17 protein-coding genes are annotated in these 21943 nt (G+C 70.7%); 12 read left to right on the plus strand and 5 right to left on the minus strand.

All coding sequences use genetic code 11. From position 1 onward, the window contains the following. Positions 1-30 precede the first annotated feature (30 nt). The 4 genes from lpdA to BZG35_RS02445 all read left to right on the plus strand — a co-directional run bounded on the left by lpdA (position 31) and on the right by BZG35_RS02445 (position 3082). Positions 31-1467: a dihydrolipoyl dehydrogenase gene (gene lpdA / locus BZG35_RS02430; protein ID WP_077354191.1), complete on the plus strand. Its 1437-nt coding sequence runs from the start codon at positions 31-33 to the stop codon at positions 1465-1467. 99 nt (positions 1468-1566) lie between these two features. Then, on the plus strand, positions 1567-1875 hold the full coding sequence (locus tag BZG35_RS02435) for a hypothetical protein (RefSeq protein ID WP_150125904.1): 309 nt from the start codon (positions 1567-1569) through the stop codon (positions 1873-1875). 2 nt (positions 1876-1877) lie between these two features. Beyond that, positions 1878-2669, plus strand: a complete 792-nt coding sequence (locus tag BZG35_RS02440) for an SDR family oxidoreductase (RefSeq protein WP_077354193.1) — start codon at positions 1878-1880, stop codon at positions 2667-2669. A 59-nt stretch (positions 2670-2728) separates the two neighbouring features. Then, on the plus strand, positions 2729-3082 hold the full coding sequence (locus tag BZG35_RS02445) for a hypothetical protein (RefSeq protein WP_077354194.1): 354 nt from the start codon (positions 2729-2731) through the stop codon (positions 3080-3082). A 7-nt stretch (positions 3083-3089) separates the two neighbouring features. On the opposite strand, the gene BZG35_RS02450 is transcribed toward BZG35_RS02445, so the two are convergent. From BZG35_RS02450 to fsa, 3 genes are read right to left on the minus strand one after another with little or no spacing between them, the layout of a single operon-like run. Continuing rightward, positions 3090-4019 (minus strand): tyrosine recombinase XerC, encoded by a 930-nt coding sequence (locus tag BZG35_RS02450; RefSeq protein ID WP_077354195.1) that lies wholly within the window; start codon positions 4017-4019, stop codon positions 3090-3092. After that, positions 4001-4720 carry a DUF484 family protein gene (locus tag BZG35_RS02455; protein ID WP_253189247.1) on the minus strand — a complete coding sequence of 240 codons (720 nt, stop codon included), beginning with the start codon at positions 4718-4720 and terminating at the stop codon, positions 4001-4003. The genes BZG35_RS02450 and BZG35_RS02455 overlap by 19 nt, the downstream gene beginning before the upstream one ends. A gap of 30 nt (positions 4721-4750) precedes the next feature. Next, a complete protein-coding gene (gene fsa, locus BZG35_RS02460) occupies positions 4751-5404 on the minus strand; it encodes a fructose-6-phosphate aldolase (protein ID WP_077354196.1) in 654 nt (217 codons plus the stop codon). Positions 5405-5434: 30 nt separating this feature from the next. Here fsa and BZG35_RS02465 point away from each other — a divergent pair, with 30 nt between their 5' ends. Then, positions 5435-7597, plus strand: coding sequence for a primosomal protein N' (locus BZG35_RS02465; protein ID WP_077354197.1), 2163 nt, complete (start codon positions 5435-5437; stop codon positions 7595-7597). A gap of 182 nt (positions 7598-7779) precedes the next feature. Here the strand turns inward: BZG35_RS02465 and ligD are convergent, their stop codons facing one another. Continuing rightward, positions 7780-10374, minus strand: coding sequence for a DNA ligase D (ligD, locus tag BZG35_RS02470; protein ID WP_077354198.1), 2595 nt, complete (start codon positions 10372-10374; stop codon positions 7780-7782). 175 nt (positions 10375-10549) lie between these two features. Here ligD and BZG35_RS02475 point away from each other — a divergent pair, with 175 nt between their 5' ends. Together BZG35_RS02475 and BZG35_RS02480 are read left to right on the plus strand one after the other, a co-directional pair. Beyond that, positions 10550-13390 (plus strand): pitrilysin family protein, encoded by a 2841-nt coding sequence (locus BZG35_RS02475; protein ID WP_077354199.1) that lies wholly within the window; start codon positions 10550-10552, stop codon positions 13388-13390. Positions 13391-13474: 84 nt separating this feature from the next. Next, positions 13475-13702, plus strand: a complete 228-nt coding sequence (locus BZG35_RS02480; protein ID WP_077354200.1) for a DUF3072 domain-containing protein — start codon at positions 13475-13477, stop codon at positions 13700-13702. Here the strand turns inward: BZG35_RS02480 and BZG35_RS02485 are convergent. After that, complete coding sequence (locus tag BZG35_RS02485) at positions 13699-14121, minus strand: metallopeptidase family protein (RefSeq protein WP_077354201.1); 423 nt, start codon at positions 14119-14121, stop codon at positions 13699-13701. The genes BZG35_RS02480 and BZG35_RS02485 overlap by 4 nt on opposite strands. Before the next feature lie 84 nt (positions 14122-14205). Here BZG35_RS02485 and BZG35_RS02490 point away from each other — a divergent pair, with 84 nt between their 5' ends. The 5 genes from BZG35_RS02490 to BZG35_RS02510 all read left to right on the plus strand — a co-directional run bounded on the left by BZG35_RS02490 (position 14206) and on the right by BZG35_RS02510 (position 21915). Beyond that, the gene (locus BZG35_RS02490; protein ID WP_077354202.1) at positions 14206-16542 is read left to right on the plus strand and encodes a PAS domain-containing sensor histidine kinase; all 2337 of its coding nucleotides are present in this window, start codon (positions 14206-14208) and stop codon (positions 16540-16542) included. 107 nt (positions 16543-16649) lie between these two features. Next, positions 16650-17504, plus strand: coding sequence for an HAD family hydrolase (locus BZG35_RS02495; protein ID WP_077354203.1), 855 nt, complete (start codon positions 16650-16652; stop codon positions 17502-17504). A 65-nt stretch (positions 17505-17569) separates the two neighbouring features. Then, positions 17570-18514 (plus strand): glutathione synthase, encoded by a 945-nt coding sequence (gene gshB, locus BZG35_RS02500; RefSeq protein WP_077354204.1) that lies wholly within the window; start codon positions 17570-17572, stop codon positions 18512-18514. A 197-nt stretch (positions 18515-18711) separates the two neighbouring features. Then, entirely contained in the window at positions 18712-20304 is a 1593-nt protein-coding gene (locus BZG35_RS02505; protein WP_077354205.1) for a YifB family Mg chelatase-like AAA ATPase, read from the plus strand. 57 nt (positions 20305-20361) lie between these two features. Beyond that, positions 20362-21915, plus strand: a complete 1554-nt coding sequence (locus tag BZG35_RS02510) for a response regulator (protein ID WP_077354206.1) — start codon at positions 20362-20364, stop codon at positions 21913-21915. Positions 21916-21943 lie beyond the last annotated feature (28 nt).

Genomic DNA, 21943 nt, shown 5'->3' on the forward strand with positions numbered 1-21943 from the left:
TCTCCGACCGCGCCCGATCCAGAGGTTCCCATGACCGACGCCGCCCCCGCTTCCGCTCCCGCGACCTATGACGTCGTGATCATCGGCGGCGGGCCGGGCGGCTACAACGCCGCGATCCGCGCCGGCCAGCTGGGCATGAAGGTCGCCTGCGTCGAGATGCGCGAGACCCTGGGCGGCACCTGTCTGAACGTCGGCTGCATGCCCTCCAAGGCCCTGTTGCACGCCTCGGAGCTGTTCGAGTCGGCCAATACCGAGTTCGCCAAGATCGGCATCGAGGTGACGCCGAAGCTGAACCTGGGCCAGATGCACGCCCAGAAGAACGACAGCGTCACCGCCCTGACCAAGGGCATCGAGTTCCTGTTCAAGAAGAACAAGGCCGACTGGATCAAGGGCAAGGGCCGGATCACAGGCCCGGGAACGGTCGAGGTCGAGGCCAAGGACGGCACCAAGACCACGCTGAAGGCCAAGGACATCGTCATCGCCACCGGCTCCGAGCCCACCCCGCTTCCGGGCGTGGAATTCGTGCCGGGCAAGGTGGTCGATTCCACCGGAGCCCTGGCGCTGGCGGCGGTGCCGAAGAAGCTGATCGTCGTCGGGGCCGGCATCATCGGCCTGGAGCTGGGCTCGGTCTGGCGCCGGCTGGGGGCCGAGGTGACTGTGGTCGAATATCTGCCGCGCATCACGCCCGGCATGGACTCCGACCTGGCCACCGCCTTCCAGCGGACCCTGACCAAACAGGGCATGACCTTCAAGCTCGGCTCCAAGGTCACGGGGTCGAAGGTGACCAAGGACGGCGTCGAACTGACGGTCGAGCCCGCCGCCGGCGGCACGCCTGAGACCCTGACCGGGGACGTGGTGCTGGTGGCGATCGGCCGCCGTCCCTATTCGGCCGGCCTGGGTCTGGAGACGGTCGGGGTCGAGACCGACAAGCGCGGCGTCATCGTCGGCGATCACTTCAAGGTGGCGGCCAATCCTGATGGGGGCGGCGTGTGGGTCATCGGCGACGTCACCACCGGCCCGATGCTGGCCCACAAGGCGGAGGAAGATGCGGTCGCCGCCATCGAGCTGATCGCGGGCAAGGCCGGCCACGTCGACTACAATCTGGTGCCCAGCGTGGTCTACACCTTCCCCGAAGTGGCCTGGGTCGGCCAGACCGAGGACCAGCTGAAGGCCGACGGCATCGCCTACAAGGTCGGCAAATTCCCCTTCAGCGCCAACAGCCGCGCCAAGATCAACCATGAGACCGACGGCTATGCCAAGGTTCTGGCCGATCCCGCCACCGACCGTATCCTGGGCGTCCACATCATGGGGCCCCAGGCGGGCGAGATGATCGGCGAGGCCTGCGTGGCCATGGCCTTCGGCGGGGCGTCGGAAGACCTGGCCCGCACCAGCCACGCCCACCCGACCCGCTCCGAAGTCGTCAAACAGGCGGCCATGGGCGTCGAGGGCTGGACCATGCAGGCGTAAATGTTCGGTCGAGGCAGGGCCGATCCTTTTAAGGGCGTCTCCTTTCCTCACGAGATATGGACCGGTACGGACGTGCCCAATGCGGGCGTCGTGAGGGAGATGATCAGCTCGCTGACTATCGCACCCGTTAGACGTCTCGGCCAATCGGTTCACGATCTTGAGCGGGCCAGCAGCGCGTTCGCCGAATGGCTGACAGATGAAGCTGCATCGCTCGGTGACGAGTTCGTCAACCCGGAGACGGGCGCATCGTTCGATGTGGCGATCTTCAAATCTGGGCCGCGTTATGGAGCGATCCGCGCCGACTTTCGGCTACGCACGGCCGGCCTGGCCGGAGCGACGATATACGGCAGTTTCGTGAGACGGGTCGCAGACGACGGCTACGTTCTGAATATCGACGGGAAGGAATAGGCATGGACCTGCAACTCGCCGGGAAGCGCGCCCTGATCTGCGGCGGGTCCAGCGGTCTGGGCCGGGCCGTGGCCGGGGCCCTGGCGGCGGAGGGGGCGCACGTCGCCTTGCTGTCGCGCGATGCCGACAAGCTTCAGGCCGTGGCCGACGGCATCACCGCCACGGCCGTCGGCCGGGCGGTGATCGTGCCCGCCGACCTGTCCGATCACGACGCCCTGCTGGCCGCGGTCGATACGGCCGAGGGTCTGCTGGGCGGGCCGATCCAGATCCTGCTGAACAACACCGGCGGGCCGCCGCCCTCGGGCGTGGCCGGCCTGGATCCCGACCTGTGGCGGGCGCAATTCGAGGGGATGGTGCTGTCGGTGTTCCGCCTGACCGACCGGGTCCTGCCGGCCATGCGGGCGGCGGGCTGGGGCCGGATCCTGAACGTCGCCTCCTCCAGCGTGGTCGAGCCCATCCCCAACCTGGGCGTGTCGACGGCGATGCGCGCCTCGGTCACGGGCTGGGCCAAGACCCTGGCCACCGAGGTCGCGGCCGACGGGGTGACGGTCAACACCCTGCTGCCGGGTCGCATCGCCACGCCCCGCATCCAGCAACTGGACCAGTCGGTCGCCGATCGGCTCGGCATCACGCCCGAGGCGGCCCAGGCGAAATCGCTCGAGACCATCCCCGTGGGCCGTCTGGGTGACCCGGCCGAGTTCGGGGCCGTCGCGGCCTTCCTGGCCAGCCCCCGCGCCGCCTATGTCACCGGCAGCCTGATCCGCATCGACGGCGGGGCCGTCCGCGCGATCTGATCGGGCCGGTCGCCCGATCGGCGAAAGCCTGTTAGACTGGGTCGATCAGGGAGGTCCCGATGCTGTCCATGCTGCTCCTTCTGACCGCCGCGCCCCAGTCCGCGATCCCGGCCATGCCGCAACGCCTGATCCCGCCGGCCTCGCCACCGAGCGCCAGCATGCGGGTGTTGGGCCAGGCCTCGCCGATCTGCCCGTCCGAGTTTCGGCGGGCCAGCGATGCCGCGGCCCCCGGGGCCGGTCTGATGTGGCGCGAGGGGAACGAGGCCGTCGGGCTGTACAAGCTGCTGGACCGCCGCGTGGACGGCTGCCCCGCCCCGATCGTCGTCAACTACCGCGTGCCCGGGTCCAGCGCGCTGGGTCGAGAGATGGGGCGTGAGACGCCTGCCGCGCCGGTCATCGTGCCCCGCCGTTAAACGTGGGCTAAGCCCTCGGATGGGCGGCCGCATAGGCGCCCAGCAGGTGAGCGGCGTCGACGGCGGTGTATTTCTGCGTCGTCGACAGACTGGCATGGCCCAGCAGTTCCTGGATCGAGCGCAGATCGGCCCCGGCCCCCAGCAGGTGGGTGGCGAAGCTGTGGCGGAGCGCATGGGGAGTGGCTGAGTCCGGCAGGCCCAGGCGGCCGCGCAGGGTCTGGACCGTGGCCTGAACATGGCGCGGGCTGAGCGGGCCTCCGCGGCGGGCGCGGAACAGGGCGTCCTGTGGCTCCAGCGGAAACGGCTGGGCGGCCAGGGCGGCGTCGACGGCGGCGCAGACGGCAGGCAGGACCGGGACCAGCCGGGTCTTGCCGCCCTTCCCGGTGATGCGCAGGGTCTGGGGCAGGGGCGCGTCGGCGCGGGTCAGGCTGAGTGCCTCCGAGATCCGCAGGCCGCAGCCGTAGAGCAGGGACAGGACGGCGGTGTCGCGCAACGCCTCCCACGGCGCGGTGTCGGGATCCAGCCCCGGCTCGGCCAGCAGCCCCCGCGCCTGGTCGGCGCTGACCGGGCGAGGCAGGGTCGGCTTGACCCGGGGGCCCCGCACCAGGGCCAGCAGGGGGGCGGGGGTGTCGCAGCGCCGGTCGAGGAAGACGTGGAAGGTGCGCAGGGCCGAGAGGGTCTGGCTCAGCGATCGGGCGTTCAGAGGATGATCGCCGGAGCGCCGCTCGGCCAGATGGGCGCGCAGCTCGGCCCCCGTGACGGTGCCGAGGTCGGCCAGGCCCTGGGGCTCGCCCCGGTGACGCTCGAGGAAGGTCAGATAGTGGCGGCCGATGTGGCCATAGGCCTCGAGCGTGCGCGGCGACAGCCGGCGCTCGTGGGCCAGATGCTCCAGCCAGGCGGACAGGGCTTCGGTGGCGGTCAGTTGAGGATCGGCCATCGTTCGGCCGTGCGTTCGACCACCCGGGCGATGAAGGCGACCAGTTCGCAGCCCATGCCGGGGGTGAAGCCCTGTTCCTCGGGCGAGCCGAAGGCGCACAGGGCATGGCGGGCCTGGTCGGCGCGATCGCCGCCCAGATGCGGGGCCATGCGGATCAGGGCGACCGAGCGGATCTGGTCCGAGGCCGGGCCGAACAGGTCCAGACCCTCGAACATCGGCCCCAGCCAGGTCAGGCCGTGATCGCCCAGCAGGCCGTCGACGCCGCCGACCTCCAGCAGTTTCCAGCCGAACGGGGCCCCGCCGGGCTTTTCGATCGCCAGGGCTGCCCCGGCCAGGCCGAACCGCCCCTGGGCCGTGGCGTCCAGGCGGCGGGCGAGGTCGGAATGGTTGCGCGCCTCCATCAGATCCAGGGCGGCGACATGGGTCTGGGTCTGGGCGGCGAAATTGGCGCGGGCGATGGATTCGATGCGTTTGCGGGCATCCGCCTCGCGCTCGGCGACGGCCTCCAGCTTGGTCAGGGCGGCGCGGCCGAACTCCACGACGTTGCGGCCGTGGGGCTTCAGGCCGATCTCCTCCAGCAGGGAGCGGTCGTCGGCCAGGGTCTGGGGGTTGGCCTGTAGCCAGGCGCGGACGTCGGGCCAGTGCAGATCCCCGGCCGGGGGCGCGGCGAACAGGTCGACGGTCTGGTCCTTGGACGTCACGCGGCACTCCTGTCCGGAGCGCCGGACGCGTTACAGGATCGACTGGCCGGTCTTGCCCCAGTCGGCGAGGAAGGCATCAAGCCCCTTGTCGGTTAATGGGTGCTTTACCAAGGCCTTGAAAGTGTCGGCCGGCAGGGTGGCGGCGTCGGCCCCGGCGATGGCGGCAGCCGAGACATGGCCCGGATGCCGCAGGGAGGCCGCAAGAATTCCGGTCTCGAAGCCGTGGACGTCGTAAAGGACGCGGATGTCCTCCAGCAGTTCGATGCCGTTCGCCCCGTGGTCGTCCAGCCGCCCCACGAAGGGCGAGACGAAGGTCGCGCCGGCCTTGGCCGCCAGCAGGGCCTGGGCGGCCGAGAAGCACAGGGTGACGTTGGTCTTGATGCCCTTGTCGGCGAAGACCCGCGTGGCGCGCAGCCCGTCCCAGGTCAGGGGCAGCTTGACCACGACGTTGGGCGCGATGGCGGCCAGCTTGTCGCCTTCCTTGACCATGGTCTCGAAATCGGTGGCCACCGCCTCGGCGGAGATCGGCCCCTCGACGAGGGCGCAGATCTCGGCGATGACCTCGGCGATGTTGCGACCGGACTTGGCGATCAGGGAGGGGTTGGTGGTCACCCCGTCGACCATGCCGGTGGGCAGCATGTCCTGGATGACGGCGACGTCGGCGGTGTCGAGGAAAAGTTTCATGCGGCCGTTTCTAGCGGACGGGGCGCGTCGGTGAAAGTCGCCTCGGTCCTGATTCCCCTGCCGGTGCACGAGGCCTTCGACTATGAGGTGCCCCAGGCGATGATGCTCGCGCGGGGCGATCAGGTGGCCGTGCCGCTGGGCCCACGGCTGATGCGGGGCATCGTCACCGAGGTGCGCGAGACCACGGGCTCCAACCGGCGGCTGAAGACGGTCGAGACCCGGCTGGACGATCCGCCCCTGCCGCCCGGCACGCTCGACTTCGTCGAATGGGCGGCGCGCTGGACTCTGAGCCCGCCGGGCGAGATGGCGGCGACGGCGCTGAAGGGGCTGCGCGCCCCCCGGCCCCGGCCGGAGCGGCGGCTGCGGCGGGTCGGCGACCGGACGCCGGCGCGGCCGACGGCCGGGCGGACGGCGGTGCTCGAGGCTTTGGGCGAGACGGCCATGCCGGGGCCTGACCTGGCGCGGGCGGCGGGGGTGTCTTCGGCCGTGGTCAAGGGACTGGTCGACGAGGGGGTGCTGGAGGTCTTCGAGATCGAGGCGGAAGCGGCCTTCGCCGCCCCCGATCCCGCCCATGCGCCGGCAAAGCTCAACCCGGACCAGGCGGCGGCGGCGGACGCCATGGCCGTGGCGACGGCGGAGGGCGGGTTCAGGGCCTTCCTGCTGGACGGGGTCACCGGCTCGGGCAAGACCGAGGCCTATCTGGAGGCGGTGGCGCGGACCCTGGCGGCGGACCCGGCGGCTCAAGTGTTGATCCTGCTGCCCGAGATCGCCCTGACCCAGGACCTGATCGCGCGGATCACGGCCCGGTTCGGGGCGGCCCCGGCCGAATGGCATTCGGGCGTGGCCCCGCCGAAGCGACGGCGGGTGTGGGAGGCGGTGGTGGCGGGGCGCTGCAATATCGTCGTCGGGGCCCGCTCGGCCCTGTTCCTGCCCTTCGCCCACCTGAAGCTGGTCATCGTCGACGAGGAGCATGATGGTTCCTTCAAACAGGAGGACGGCCTGGTCTATCACGGCCGCGACCTGGCCGTGGCGCGGGCCCGGATCGAGAAGGCCGTGGTGGTCCTGGCCTCGGCCACCCCGTCGCTCGAGACGCTGTGGAACGCGCACGGGGGGCGTTACACCTGGCTGCGCCTGTCCAGCCGGCATGGGGCGGCGGTGCTGCCGGACATCCAGCTGCTGGACCTGCGACAATGCCCGCCCGACCCACAGACCTGGCTGTCCCAGCCCCTGCGTGAAGCGATCGCCGAGACCCTGGTGGCGGGGGAGCAGACCCTGCTGTTCCTGAACCGGCGGGGCTATGCGCCGGTGGTGCTGTGCCGCGCCTGCGGGCACCGGATGACCTCGCCCGACACCGACAGCTGGCTGGTCGAGCATCGCTACACCGGGCGGCTGGTCTGTCACCTGACCGGCTTCACCATGGCCCGGCCCCGGATCTGTCCGTCCTGCGGGGCCGAGGATTCGCTGGTCTCGGTCGGGCCGGGGGTCGAACGGGTCGAGGAGGAGGTGCGCCAGCTGTTCCCCGAGGCGCGGACCGCGGTGTTCAGCTCCGACACCGTGCCGGACGCCCGGGCGGCGCGGGCCCTGATCCAGCGGATGACCGACGGGGAGATCGACATCCTGGTGGCGACCCAGGCGGCGGCCAAGGGGCACAACTTCCCCCTGCTGACCCTGGTGGGGGTGGTCGACGCCGATCTGGGGTTGAGGGGCGGGGATCTGCGGGCGGCGGAGCGGACCTTTCAACTGTTGACCCAAGCCACGGGCCGGGCCGGGCGGGCGGATCGGCCGGGCCGCGCCATCCTGCAGACCTGGACGCCCGAGCATCCGGTGCTGATGGCCCTGGCGGCGGGGGATCGCGACGCCTTCGTCGCGGCCGAAATGGAGGAACGGGAGGCCGCGACCCTGCCGCCGCACGGGCGGCTGGCGGCCCTGATCCTGTCGGGCGTCGACGCCCTGGCGGTCGAGAAGGTGGCGACCGACCTGGCCGCTGCCATCCCCAACGCCGAGCGGCTGGAGGTCTATGGCCCGGCCGATGCCCCCCTGGGCCTGATCCGGGGGCGGCGGCGCAAGCGGCTGCTGGTCCGGGCGGACCGCGACGTGGACCTGCAGGGCTTCCTGCGGGCCTGGCTGGCGCGGGTGAAGGTGCCGGGGTCGGTGCGGGTCACGGTCGACGTGGATCCATACAGCTTCCTGTGAGGCGCGCAGCCCTTCCCCCATTCTTCATGGGGGAAAGCGGTCCGTCGCTGGCGCAGCCAGCCAGGCCCGATGGGGGAAGTCTTGCTTGGCCTTGGAAAGAAGGATCAGGTTCCCTCATCCGTCCTGTTCTCGCTGCGCTCGAAGACGGACGGCTTTCCCCCGCAAGCGGGGGAAGGACTGATCTAGCCGACCTTCATCGCCTTCAGCGCCGGCCGCAGGCTGACGGCCGAGGCGCGGAAATCCTTCCACGGATCGGGCTTCTTCAGCAGGGCGGCATAGGTGCGCAGGGTGAAGGCGGTGGGATCCAGGCCGGTCTTCACCTGGGTCCAGTTCAGCGGATAGGCGATGCCGGCGCCCGGCCGGGCGCGCGGCGACCAGGGGGCGACCGCCGTGGCCATGCGGCCATTGCGCAGATAGTCGAGGAAGATCTTCCCGCCCCGCGCCTTCTTGGCCAGGGTGGTGGTGAACCGGTCGGGAGCCTCGACGCGGATGGCCTCGGACACGGCCTTGGCGAGGGCCTTGTTCTGGTCCCAGGTGACGCGGCTGCGGGCGTCGGTCTTGATCGGCACCACGACGTGCAGGCCCTTGCCGCCGGTGGTCTTGACGAAGGGGGCCAGACCCAGGGCCTCCAGCTTTTTCCGCACCACCTTGGCGGCGGCGATCACGTCGTCGAAGTCCAGACCCTCGTCGGGGTCGAGGTCGAAGGTGATCTGGTCGGGGACTTCGGGGTCGCCGGGCATGCAGCCCCAGGGGTGCAGCTCCAGCCCGCCCGACTGGCCGATGGCGACCAGGCCGCCGACGTCGACGACCCCGACATAGGGTTTGCGCTCATGCACATCGATCAGCTTGAGCCGGGGGTTGGAGCCGGGCATGGCGTGGCGCTGGAAGAAGGTCTCGCCGCCGACGCCTTCGGGCGCGCGGATGATCGAGGTCGGACGGTCGGCGACGTGGGGCAGGATGCGCGCGGCCACGGCCTCGTAATAGCGGGCCAGCTCGGCCTTGGTGATGGCCGGGTGGTCGCCGACCGCCGGCCACAGGATCTTGTCGGGGTTGGACAGGGTGACCCCGGCCACGACGACCTTGCCCTTGGCCGAGCCGCCTTTCAGCGGCGCCGCCTCGCCGGGGACGTGCAGGTCGGTGGCGGGGGCGGCCCTGCCCGTCGGGCTGGGCGCCTGAGGGCGTTCGGTGACCTCGGCGGCGGGCTTGTCGGCGCGCAGGCCCTTGTAGGCGGCGTGGCGCAGCGATCCGGCCTCGGTATAGCCGCCGTGCTCGATCTCGGCGACCAGGACGGGCTTCAGCCAGTGGATCTCGCGGCCGCCGCGCGGAGCCCCCTTGCCGGCGAAGGGGCTGGCGTCGGCGGCGGCGGTCTTGAGCGCCGGCAGCAGGGTCTTCATCAGGGGCTGGGAGTAGCCGGTGCCGACCCGGCCGAGATAGCGCAGGCCTTCGCCGTCCTGCACCCCGACCAGCAGGGAGCGGAACCGGGTACCATCCTCGGAGGACCAGCCGCCGATCACCACCTCGTCCCCGCCCCGGCATTTGGACTTCAGCCAGGTGGTGGAGCGGCCGGCGGAGTAGGGCGCGTCCAGCTTCTTGGAGATGACGCCTTCCAGATCCATCCGGCAGGCGCTTTCCAGCACGGCCTGGCCGGTGGTGGCGAAATGGTCGACATAGCGGATGCGCCCCCGCGCCGCCTTGGGCATGCGGTCGATATGGGCGGTCAGCCGGGCCTTGCGGTGAGACAGGGGCAGGCCGCGCAGGTCCTCGGCACCCTCGAACAGCAGGTCGAAGGCGAACAGGACCAGGTCGTCGGTCTTGCCGTCGGGAATGGCCGACTGCAGGGCCGAGAAGTCGGGCATGTGATCGGCGTCCAGGGCGCACAGCTCGCCGTCGACCACGCCGTCCGGCCATTTGGCGGCGTCGGCGACGATCTCCGGAAACTTGTCGGACCAGTCGTGGCCGCGCCGGGTGTAGAGTTTCGCCTGGCCCCCGCCGGTGGCGAGCTGGACGCGGTAGCCGTCGAACTTGATCTCGTGGGCCCAGCCGGATCCGGAGGGCGGATGGTCGGCCACCTTGCACAACTGGATGGGGGTGAAGGCCGGGGGAGCCGTCAGGGCCGGCTCGGTCCTGGCGACCGCCTTGGCCTTTGCCGCCGGCTTGCGCACGCTTGGCTTCGCGTTCGGGGCCGCCTTGCCGGCGGCGATCTCGGCCATACTTCGGCCGGTGGTGATGGAGGCGTCGATCTCGGCCAGGGCGTCGCCCTCGCCGGGCACGGCGTGTTCGTCCTTCTCCTTCAGCAGCAGCCAATTGTTGCGTTTGGACGGCTTGCCGCGATCGGACTTCAGCCGCACCAGGGCCCAGCCGCCCTTCAGCCGCTCGCCCTCGAGGTCCATCTTGATCGAGCCCTTGGACCAGTCTTCCTCCAGCGTATCGGGATGCCGGGGCGACCAGGTGCCGGTGTCCCACAGCTGGACCGTGCCGCCGCCATAGTTGCCGGCGGGGATGGTGCCTTCGAAATCGCCGTAGTCCAGCGGGTGGTCCTCGACCTCCACCGCCAGCCTTTTGACCGTGGTGTCGCGCGACGGGGCCTTGGTCACGGCCCAGGACTTCAGCACGCCGTCGACCTCGATGCGGAAGTCGTAGTGCAGCCGCGTGGCCGCATGGCGCTGGATCAGATAGCGCAGGGGGGCGGACGCCTTGCCGACCGTCTTCCTGCCTTCAGGCTCGGGCGTCTCGCCGAAGCGGCGCTTGGCCTGATAGGTCTCCAGCTCGCCCTTCATCGTCCGTCCTGTGCTCCGTCCTCGGCACGGCAACGCTCGACATCGTGATTCGATCAGGGGGCGTCGGGCCCGGCCGTTGGGATCGTGACTTTTTGTCCATGATGGCAACGGTTGATTGCGCCCCCGATACGGGTGGGTAAGGTCCGCATCGCTCAGTAAAAGGACCGTTTTGCGTATGCGTCTGCGTCTTGTCTCCATGGCCGCCCTCATGGCAGTGATCGCGCCCGTGGCTCCGGCCCTCGCCCTCTCCCCCGAACCTGTCCCCGCCGTCTCAGTCCAGGCCGCCGCGCCGCTGCAGGCCGCGCCCGTCGCCGACCTGGTCGCGCGGGTCGACATTCCTTGGTCGCGCTTCACCCTGGACAACGGCCTGACGGTGCTCGTGCACACCGACCGCAAGGCCCCGGTGGTGGCGGTCTCGGTCTGGTACAATGTCGGATCGAAGGACGAGCCCGCCGGCTCGACCGGGTTCGCCCACCTGTTCGAACACCTGATGTTCGGCGGCTCGGAGAACAGCCCGATCAGCCATATCCAGGCCATGACCTCGGCCGGGGCCACCGGTCTGAACGGCACCACCTGGTTCGACCGCACCAACTATTTCGAGACCGTCCCGACCCCGGCGCTGGAGCAGACCCTGTATCTGGAAAGCGACCGGATGGGGTATCTGCTCGGCCAGGTCGGCCAGGAGGTGCTGGATCTGCAGCGCGGCGTGGTCCAGAACGAAAAGCGCCAGGGCGATACCCAGCCCTACGGCCTGTTCGAATATGCCCAGCTGGAAGGCCTGTTCCCCGAAGGCCACCCCTACCGCCACTCCACCATCGGATCCATGGCCGACCTGGACGCGGCCAGCCTGGAGGTCGTGCGCAACTGGTTCCGCGACAACTATGGACCCAACAACGCGGTCCTGGTGCTGTCGGGCGACATCGACGAGCCCACGGCGCGGACCCTCGTCGACAAGTATTTCGGCCGGATCCCCAGCGGCCCTCTGAACACCCCGGCGGCCGCCGCCGTCCCGACGCTGGACGCCCCGGTCCGAATGACGATGCGCGACCGGGTCGCCAACACCCGCCTGACCCGTAGCTGGGCCGTGCCCGGCCTGCTGGACGACGACACCGTGCCGCTGAGCGTCGGGGCCGAGGTCCTGGGCGGCCTGGCCAGTTCGCGGCTGGACAACATCCTGGTGCGTCAGGACCAGACGGCCGTGGCCGTCAGCGCCTCGGACAGCGCCTTCCAGCGCGTCGGCATCTTCGACATCACCATCGACGTGAAGCCGGGCGAGGACGTGGCGGCGGTCAATGCCCGCCTGGACGCGGTGCTGAACGACCTGATCCAGAACGGCCCGACCGAAGAAGAGGTGGCCCGAGTCGCCACCAGTTTCGCTTCGCGGACCATCCAGGGGCTGGAGCAGGTGAACGGCAAGGCCTCGGTCCTCGCCGAAGGCCAGCTCTATGCGGGCGATCCCGACCACTACAAGACCGAGCTGGCCGCCTATGCCTCCGTCACCCCGGCCCAGGTCCAGGCCGCCATGCAGCGCTGGCTGACTCGGCCGGTGCTGGAGATCACCATCGAGCCCGGCGATCGCGACGCCTATGTCGAGGCCGGGGCCACCCCGGCCGGGGCGACGCCCGCAGCGGCCGCGACCGAGATCCAGCGCGTCGCCCGCGATCCGATGCCCGAGGTGGGTCAGGTCAGCGACCTGGACTTCCCCGACGTCGAACGCGCCCGCCTGTCGAACGGCGTCGAGGTCGTCTATGCGCGTTCGGCCACCGTTCCCGTGACGCGGGTGGCAGTCGAGTTCGACGCCGGCTACGCCGCCGACCGACCCGAGGCCCTGGGGGCCCAGAGCCTGATGCTGGATCTGATGGACGAGGGGGCCGGCGGTCGCACCGCCGCCGAACTGGCCGAGGAACAGGAGCGTCTGGGGGCTTCGATCGCCCTGGGAGCCTCGATGGATCGGTCGGCCGCGACCCTGACGGCGGTCTCGACCAATCTGGCGCCCTCCCTGTCGCTGCTGTCCGACATCGTGCGCCGCCCGACCTTCGCGGCGCCCGAGGTCGAGCGGTTGAAGGCCCAGAGGCTGGCCGCCCTGGCCAGCGAGAAGACCTCGCCCGGCGCGATCGCCGCCCGCGCCCTGCCACCCCTGCTGTATGGCGCGGACAGCCCCTACGGCCGCTCCTTCACCGGCAGCGGCACCGAGGCCGCGATCGGCGGCCTGAGCCGTGACGGCCTGATGGCCGAGCACGCCGCCTGGGTGCGTCCGGACAACGCCCGGGTCTTCGTGGTCTCGGACCTGCCCCTGGCCGAGGTCACGGCCCAGCTGAACACGGCCTTCGGCGACTGGACCGCGCCAGCGGCGGCCAAGGGCAGCAAGTCCTTCGCCGCCGCGGTCCCGGCCTCGACCGGCCGCATCGTGCTGATCGACCGGCCGCAGTCGCCCCAGTCGCTGATCTATGGCGGCCAGGTGCTGCCGCTGACGGGCACCGACGACCTGCTGACTCTGAACACGGCCAACGCCGTGCTGGGCACCGATTTCCTGTCGCGGATCAACAAGGATCTGCGCGAGACCAAGGGCTGGTCCTACGGCGTGCGCGGCAGCGTGACGGCGCTGGAGCACCAGATCCCCTACATCGTGAATGCGCCGGTTCAGGCCGACCGTACGGGTGAGTCCATCGCCGCCCTGATGCGCCAATACCAGTCGTTCCTGGGCGCGGAAGGCGTGACGCCGGCCGAACTGACCCGCACGATCAACGGCAATACCCGGGGCCTGGCCGGCAGCTACGAGACCTCGGCCCAGCTGCTGAGCGCCCTGCGCACGAACGCCCTGTTCGGTCGCCCCGACGACTATCAGGAGACCGTCGCCAGCCGCACGCGCGCCCTGACGTCGGAACAGCTGGACGCCGCCGCGCGCGCGGCGCTGGACCCTGCCCGGTTCGTCTGGGTCGTGGTCGGCGACGCCTCGGTGGTCCGCCCGCAGCTGGACGCCCTGGGCCTGCCGGTCGAGGTGCGCGAGATCGAATAGGCCGAACCCGCCCGGGCGCGTCATCGCGCCCGGGAACGCCTTGGCGGCGGGAACATTATGGCAACTCAATCTCAGGAGCAGGCCATGACCGACCCCAATCCCAAGCTGGACCCCGATCCGCCGACCAACACCGAAAAGGACCCGAGCGACTGGGTCTCGGGCAACGATCCGATGACGGGGGCCCAGGCCTCCTATCTGAAGACCCTGTCCGAAGAGGTGAACGAGCCCGAAGCCTTCGCCGCCGACCTGGACAAGGCCGAGGCCTCGCGCCGGATCGACGACCTGAAGGGCCGGCTGCGCGCGGGCGGCTAGTCCTCGCCCTCGATGGCGTCGATGTCGTCGTCGGTCAGGCCGAAATGGTGGCCGATCTCGTGGATCAGGACGTGGGCGATCAGATCGGCCAGACCGATGTCGCCCCGCTCGCACCATTCGTCCAGGATCGGGCGACGGTACAGGAAGATCCGCGACGGCTCGGCGGCCGGACCCAGGCCGTCGCGGCTGCCGATGTCCACGCCGTGGTAGAGACCTGTCAGCTCGAACGGGTCCTCGAGCCCGACGGCGGCGAGTGTCTCGTCGTCGGCGAAATCGTCGATGCGCAGCACCACCTCGCCCGCCGCCGAGCGAAACGGTTCGGGCAGGGCGTCGAACGCCGCCCGGGCCAGGGCCGCGAAGGCGTCTAGGGTCGGCGCGGTCTGGTCGGCCCAGGGGGCTGGATCGGGGGTCTGTGACATGCCTGGGATATCGGGCCGGCGGACCTTCGGTGCAATCGGCCAAATCGCGCTATGGTGCCGAATCAATTCGGCGGGTGAACGGGAATGGAGCAGGCCGAGATCGCCTTGGCGGCAACTGCCGGAGCGGCAGGACTGACGCTGGCCGTCAGCGCCTGGGCCTGGCGGCTGAAACAGGCGCTGAAACGCCGCGAGGCCGTGCTGATCAGCACAGCGCGAGGTTCGGAGAGCCTCGGCCTGGCCCGCGGGTCCGCCCTGGCGGCGTTCTGCGACGTTCGCCTGGGCCTGGCGCACGACGTCCTGCCTGTAGTGGTGGGCGAGGTCGAGCAGATCCGGGCGGCCCGCGAGGCCCTTGCCGAAGGCGGCGATGGCGATCCGGCCATCGCCCTGGCCGAGGCCCTGAATGCCCGCCACGGCGAGCCACTCCGCCGGTTGCTCGAGGACGGCCAGGCCTTCGACCTGCGCGAGGGTGATTGGCGGATCGAGGGGCGACCGCATGCGGGCGAGGCCTGGATCCGTCTGTCGCGCGTGGACGCGGTGGCCGCCGAGACCGAGGCGGCGCGCAATGCGGCCCCCGCCGGCCTCGGCGCGGGGCTGATCGCCGATGCCGCCCCGTCTCCGACCTGGGTTCTGGACGGACAGGGCCATCTGGTCTGGGCCAACCGGGCCTGGCTGGCAGAAGTTCGCAGCGCCTCGCTGGAGCAGGCCCGGGACACCGGGGCCGCCTTCGACCGCGGGGCGGATCAGCTGGCGGCCGAGGCGTCGCGCCTGGGCACCAAGCAGGAGGGCTTCCGCTGGACCACGGGCGAGGGCCGGCGGCGGGCTTGGAAGATCCTGGCCGAACCCCTAGCCGGGGCCGGCGGGCCGGTGCTGGTCTTCGCCACCGACATGACCGAGGCGGAGGAGACCCGCGACACCCTGCGCCGCCACGTCACCGCCCATGACGAGACCCTGAACCACTTGGCCGACGCGGTCGCCATCTTCGGCCCGTCGCGCAAGCTGGCCTTCCACAACACGGCCTTCCAGACCCTGTTCAACCTCGACCCGGCCTGGCTGAACGAGCGGCCGACCCATGGCGAGCTGCTGGACCGGCTGCGCCAGCGCCGCATGCTGCCCGAGGTCATCGACTATGCCGGCTGGAAGGCCGAGGAGCTGGAGTTCTACGGCGCGACCGAGGCAGCCCCGGACGACAGTTGGTCGCTGCCGGACGGGCGGACGCTGCGGGTGGTGCGCCAGCCGCACCCCCTGGGCGGCATCCTGCTGATCTTCTCGGACATCACCGGCGAGCTGTCGCTGCGCAGCCGGTTCAATGCCCAGCTGCAGGTCCAGACCGCGACCCTGGACAAGCTGAACGACGCCGTCGCCGTGTTCGGCTCGGACGGGCGGCTACGGCTGCACAACGAGGCGTTCGAGACCTTCTGGGCCGTATCCGGCGAGCGGCTGGAGGCGGCCGGCGATTTCGATGCCGTGGCCGAGCTGTGCAAGGTCGCCCTGCCCGATGCGGCCCTATGGCTGGGTCTGAAGGCGCGGGTGGCGGACCCGGATCCCGAAAGCCGCGTCGCGGTCCAGGGCGAGGGGCGCACGACCGACGGCCGCATCGCCGCCTGGCAGACCCGGCCCCTGCCCGACGGGGCGACCCTGGTGGCCTTCTCCGACGTCACGGCCCGACGCGAGCTGGAACAGGCCCTGGCCCAGCGCGAGGCGGCGCTGAAGGAAAGCCAGGCGCTGAAGCGCGAGTTCGTCGGCTCTGTCAGCTATGAGCTGCGCACGCCCCTGACCACCATCGTCGGCTATTCCGAACTGCTGGAAAGCCTGGGCGACCTGCCCGAACGCAGCCGCCAGCATGCGGGGGCCATCCGCACCGCGGCCGGCCAGCTGGCGCGGTCGATCGACGACGTGCTGGACATGGCCCAGATCGATGCCGGGGAGATGGAGCTGTCGCTGGGCGACGTGCGCATCCGCGACCTGTTCGCCGAGGCGGTCGAGCGTCACCGACCCCGGATCGAGGGCCGCGGGGCGACCCTGAAGGCCACCGCCCGGGCCGACCTGCCGGCCGTGCGCGCCGATGCCAAGCGGCTGATGCAGGCCGTCGATCATCTGCTCGAGAACGCCGGCCGATCGGTGGCCGAAGGCGGGGCGGTGACCCTGAAGGCCGATCTGAACGGCAGCGAGGTCCGCATCCGGGTCGAGGACACCGGGCGGGGCATCCCCTATCACCTGCAGGCCCTGGTGTTCGACCGCTTCGTGCGGCGCGAGCGGGGTGGGCCGGGCGTGGGCCTGGCCCTGGTCAAGGCCCTGGTCGAGCTGCACGGCGGCTGGGCCGAGGTGGAATCCGAACCCGGCAAGGGCGCGGCCTTCATCCTGCACCTGCCGCTGGAGGCGACAGGCGCGGCGGCGGCGCCGGAGCTGGCCCTGGGCGCTTAGTGGCGAGTGACGGGTGGCTGGTGGCTGGTGGCTGGGCTTTGACACATCAGCCACCAGTGACTAGCCACCAGTCACCCGCCCCCCGGGCCGCGACCGGACAGACACCAATGGCCGACCTGCTCAAGACCGCCCTGATCTATGATTTCGACGGCACCCTGGCGCGGGGGAACATGCAGGAGGTGACCTTCATCCCCTCGGTCGGCATGGGGATCGGCGATTTCTGGGGCGAGGCCGACCGGCTGACCAAGTCGGCCGACGGCGACAACATCCTGATGTACATGCAGCTGATGCTGCAGCGGGCGCGCGAGAACGGCACGCCGATCACCAAACAGACGCTGCGCGCGCACGGCGAGGACGTGAAACTGTTCGACGGGCTGCGGTCGGACCTGACCGGGGCCGGCTGGTTCGACCGGATCAACGTCATCGGGCGCCGCTATGGTCTCGACATCGAGCACTACATCCTCTCGGCCGGGCTGGAGGAGATGATCGAGGGCTGTCCGATCCGCGACGCCTTCCACCACGTGTTCGCGTCGAAATTCGCCTACGACGACCACGGCGTGGCGATCTGGCCCGCCGTCGGCGTCAATTACACGACCAAGACCCAGTACCTGTTCCGCATCAACAAGGGAGTGCTGAACCACTGGGACCACGAGCGGATCAACAAATTCGTGCCCGACGACGACCGGGCCGTGCCGTTCGAGCGGATGATCTTCATCGGCGACGGGGACACTGACGTCCCGACCATGAAGATGATGCACACCAAGGGCGGCTATTCGATCGCGGTCTATGATCCCCGGAACTCCGAGAAGGACCAGAAGAAGATCTACAGCCTGATCTCCGAGGACCGGGTCAATTTCGTCGCCGCCGCCGACTATCGCGAGGGCCAGCCGCTGGACCTGATCGTGAAGGGGCTGATCGGCCGCATCGCCATCAACGCCGGCACCATGCCGGCGGTGGATTGAGCCGCCGAAAGGCCTATCTACCCTCCATGCCGCCGGCCTCGCCGACAACAGGACACCGCCCGCCCATGCTCAAGGTCGCTATCCAGATGGACCCCATCGAGGCGGTCAACATCGTCTCGGACACCACCTTCTTCCTGGCCCTGGAGGCGCAGGCGCGCGGCCATGCCCTGTGGGTCTATGATTTCCGCACCCTGGCGCTGGAGGACGGCCACCTGACCTGCCGGGCCAATCCCGTCGTGCTGCGTCAGGTCCACGGCGACCACGTGACCGTCGGCGGTGCGGTCAAGCTGGACCTGGGCACCGACGTCGACGTGATCCTGATGCGTCAGGACCCGCCCTTCGACATGGCCTATGTCACGGCGACCTATCTTCTGGAGACGGTCCATCCGAAGACCCTGGTGGTCAACGACCCGGCCGAGGTGCGGTCGGCCCCGGAGAAGCTGTTCGCCACCCATTTCGAGGGGGTCCAGCCGCCGACCCTGATCAGCGCCGACCCGGTCGCCCTGGTCGATTTCCACGAACGCCACGGCGACGTGGTGCTGAAGCCCCTGCACGGGGCGGCGGGGTCGGGCGTGGTGCGGCTGAAGGCCGACGATCCGAACCTGGAGGCCCTGATCGAAATCCACATGGCCGGATCGCGCGATCCCCTGGTGATCCAGAAATTCATCCCGGCCGTGTCCAAGGGCGACAAGCGGATCATCCTGATCGACGGCGAGCCGGTCGGCGCCATCAACCGGGTGCCGGCCGAGGGGCAGGTGCGGTCCAACCTGCGGGTCGGGGGCACGGCCGCGCCGGTCGGCCTGACCGAGCGCGACCTGGAGATCTGCGCCATCGTCGGCCCGACGCTGAAGGCCAAGGGGCTGATGTTCGTCGGCATCGACGTGATCGGCGACTATCTGACCGAGATCAACGTCACCTCGCCCACCGGCGCGGTCCAGCTGAAGGAATTCACCGGCGTCGATGCGGCGGCGATCCTGTGGGACGTGATCGAGGCGAAGCGGAGGGGATAGGCAGTAGGCAGTAGGCAGTAGGCAGTAGGGTCTACCCGCAGCTGCGGGTAGATCGGCTTAGGGTCGATGACCCTCGTAGCCTGTCGGTGACGTCATACCTCTACTGCCTACTGCCTACTGCCTACTGCCTACTGCCTCCCCCTTGACCAACCACCGTTGTTCGTGTTTCGTTCTGTCCCGAACACGGGGGCGGTTCCATGCTGGCCAGTATCGCGACGGTGGCGTTCGAGGGGGTCGAGGCGCGCCGCGTCGCGGTTGAGGTTCAGCTCATCGGACGGGATGGGGAGACGATCTTCTCGATCGTCGGCCTGCCCGACAAGGCGGTGGCCGAGAGCCGGGAGCGGGTGCGGGGGGCCTTCGCCGGGATCGGTCTGGCCCTGCCGGCCAAGCGGATCATCGCCAACCTGGCCCCCGCCGACCTGCCCAAGGAGGGCAGCCATTTCGACCTGCCGATCGCCCTAGCCCTGCTGGCGGCCCTGGGGGTGATCCAGCCCGATGCCCTGCACGGCTGGGCGGCGCTCGGCGAGCTGGGGCTGGACGGGCGGATCCAGCCGGTCGGGGGAACGCTGCCGGCCGCCGTGGCCGCCTCGGCCATGGGGCTGGGGCTGATCTGTCCCGAGGCCAACGGGCCGGAGGCGGCCTGGGTCGGCGACGTCTCGATCCTGGCCCCCCGCTCGCTGATCGGGCTGATCAATCATTTCAAGGGCACGACGATCCTGCGCGCGCCCGAACCGGGGCCGGTGCGGTCGGGCGCGGCGGTGCCGGACCTGCGCGAGGTCAAGGGGCAGGAAAGCGCGAAGCGGGCGCTGGAGGTGGCCGCCGCCGGCGGGCACAACCTGTTGTTCGTCGGCCCGCCCGGCTCGGGCAAGTCGATGATGGCCCAGCGCCTGCCCGGCCTGCTGCCACCGCTGACGCCGCAGGAGCTGCTGGAGACCTCCATGGTCTGCTCGGTCGCCGGCCTGATCGAGCGCGGAGCCCTGACGCGGGACCGGCCGTTCCGCAGCCCGCACCATTCGGCCTCGATGGCGGCCCTGACCGGCGGAGGCCTGCGGGCCAAACCAGGGGAGGCGTCGCTGGCGCACAACGGCGTGCTGTTCCTCGACGAACTGCCGGAATACTCCGCCCAGGCCCTCGACAGTCTGAGGGCCCCGCTGGAGACGGGCGAGATCGTGGTCGCCCGGGCCAATGCCCATGTCCGCTATCCGGCGCGATTCCAGCTGGTGGCGGCGATGAACCCTTGCCGCTGCGGCATGGGCGGGGCGGGCAAGGGGGCCTGCGGCAAGGCCCCCCGCTGCCAGCGGGACTATCAGAACCGCATCTCGGGCCCGATGTTCGATCGCATCGACCTGACGGTGGAGACCCCGCCGGTCACCGCCGCCGACATGGCCCTGCCCAGCCCCGCCGAGGGCACGGCCGAGGCCGCCGCCCGCGTCGCCGTGGCCCGCGCCATGCAGGAGGACCGGGTGCGCGCGGCCGGGCTGGATCCGCTCCAGGCCCTGAACGCCCGTGCGTCCGGTGAGGTGCTGGAGCGGTTCGCCACGCCCGACGAGGCGGGCCGGGCCCTGCTGATGCGGGCCGGAGAGGCCGGGGGCCTGACCGCGCGCGGCTGGACCCGGACCCTGCGCCTGGCCCGCACCATCGCCGATCTGGAAGGGGCGACCGGCGTCCTGCGCCGTCACATCGCCGAGGCCCTGATCTATCGGCGCACGACCGTCGGGGCCCAGGGCGATTTCGAGCGCCAGGGCGGCGGGCACAGAGACGCGACGGGGGCCGCCCTGGCCGCCTGGTAGGCGCTAGGTCGTCGTTAACGCCTGTTGCCGCACAGTCGAGCTCCAGCGGAGGCGACCATGGCGCGGCGGGCGAAGACTTCAGCGGCGGCACCCGGAGGGGCCGATCCCTTTCTGCGGCTGATGAGCCACGAGATGCGCACGCCGCTCAACGGCGTCATCGGCATGCTGGGTCTTCTGACCCGAACCCGGTTGGACGGAGCCCAGCGCGCCTATGCCGAGGCGGCCAAGGATTCGGCCGAACACCTGCTGGGTCTGGTCAACGACCTGCTCGACTATTCGCGGCTGGAAGCCGGCAAGCTGGACTTCGACCTGGCCCCCGTGGACCTGGAAGGCCTGGTGCGCGGCGTGGCCGAGCTGCTGAGCCCGCGCGCCCACGACAAGGGGCTGGAGATCGTCTGGTCGGTCTCGGCCGACACCCCCGAGATCCTGGCCGACGAGGGCCGGCTGCGGCAGGTGCTGTTCAACCTGGCGGGCAATGCGGTGAAATTCACCGATCGAGGCGGCGTCCGCATCGCCGTCGAGCGGCTTTCGATCAGGGACGGGGGCGGGCCCGACGATCGGCCGACCCTGGCCATCATTGTCGACGACACCGGGCCCGGCGTCCCGGTCGAGGCCCGCGCCCGCATCTTCGAGGAGTTCGGCCACGTCGACGCCTCGGACGCCACCCGTCACGGCGGGGCCGGCCTGGGTCTGGCGGTCGTGCAGAAACTGGCGCGCGCCATGGGCGGTTCGGTCACGGTCGAGGATCGGCCCGACGCCGGCGCGGCGGGCGGATCGCGCTTCCGCTTCGAGGCGACCTTCGACGCCGCCCCCGACGTCGAGCCGCGGGGACGGCCCCTGGACGGCCTGCCCGTCGCGGTGCGCAGCCCCGACGCCTTCGTCCGCGCCGCGGCCGAGGCCCAGGTGGTCGCCAGCGGCGGCACGGCCTGGCCCGCCGGCGACCTGGCTCCCGTGACCCTGGTCGACCATGCCGAGACCGTCGGCACCGGCCTGCCCCTGGCGATCATGCCGGACGGCGGGCACAGCATCATCCTGCTGAAGCCTTCCGAGCGCGACCTCATCGCCCGCTACCGCGCCGTCGGCTTCATGGGCTATCTGATCAAGCCGCTGCGGCGGGCCTCCCTGGTGGAGCGCGTGCTGGCCGTTTCGCAGGCCGAGGGCGGCCCGGGCGTGCCGCGCCTGGCGGCGCCCGAGGACGACCGCGTCCAGCCGGTGCGGTTCGCCGGGACCCGCGTCCTGCTGGCCGAGGACAATCCGGTCGGGGCCCTGCTGGTCAAGACCCTGCTGCGGCGCGAAGGGTGCGTGGTCGAGACCGTCGCCACGGGCGACGAGGCGGTCGCGGCGATGAAGCGGGCCCGCTACGATCTGGTCTTCATGGACATGCGCATGCCGGTCATGGACGGCCCGGCGGCGACGCGGGTGATCCGGGCCTCCGGCGACCGCACCCCGATCGTCGCCCTGACCGCCAATGCCTTCGCCGAGGATCGTCGCGCCTGTCTCGAGGCGGGCATGAACGACCACCTGGTCAAGCCGCTGGAGCTGGAGGCGCTGCGCTCGGCCCTGGGCCGCTGGACGGCCGGGGACTTCCGCGCCAAGGTCGCCGCGGGATAGGGTGTCGCATCGGCATCCGCTGGAGCCG

The organism is Brevundimonas sp. LM2, from assembly GCF_002002865.1.
Taxonomy (GTDB): Bacteria; Pseudomonadota; Alphaproteobacteria; order Caulobacterales; family Caulobacteraceae; genus Brevundimonas.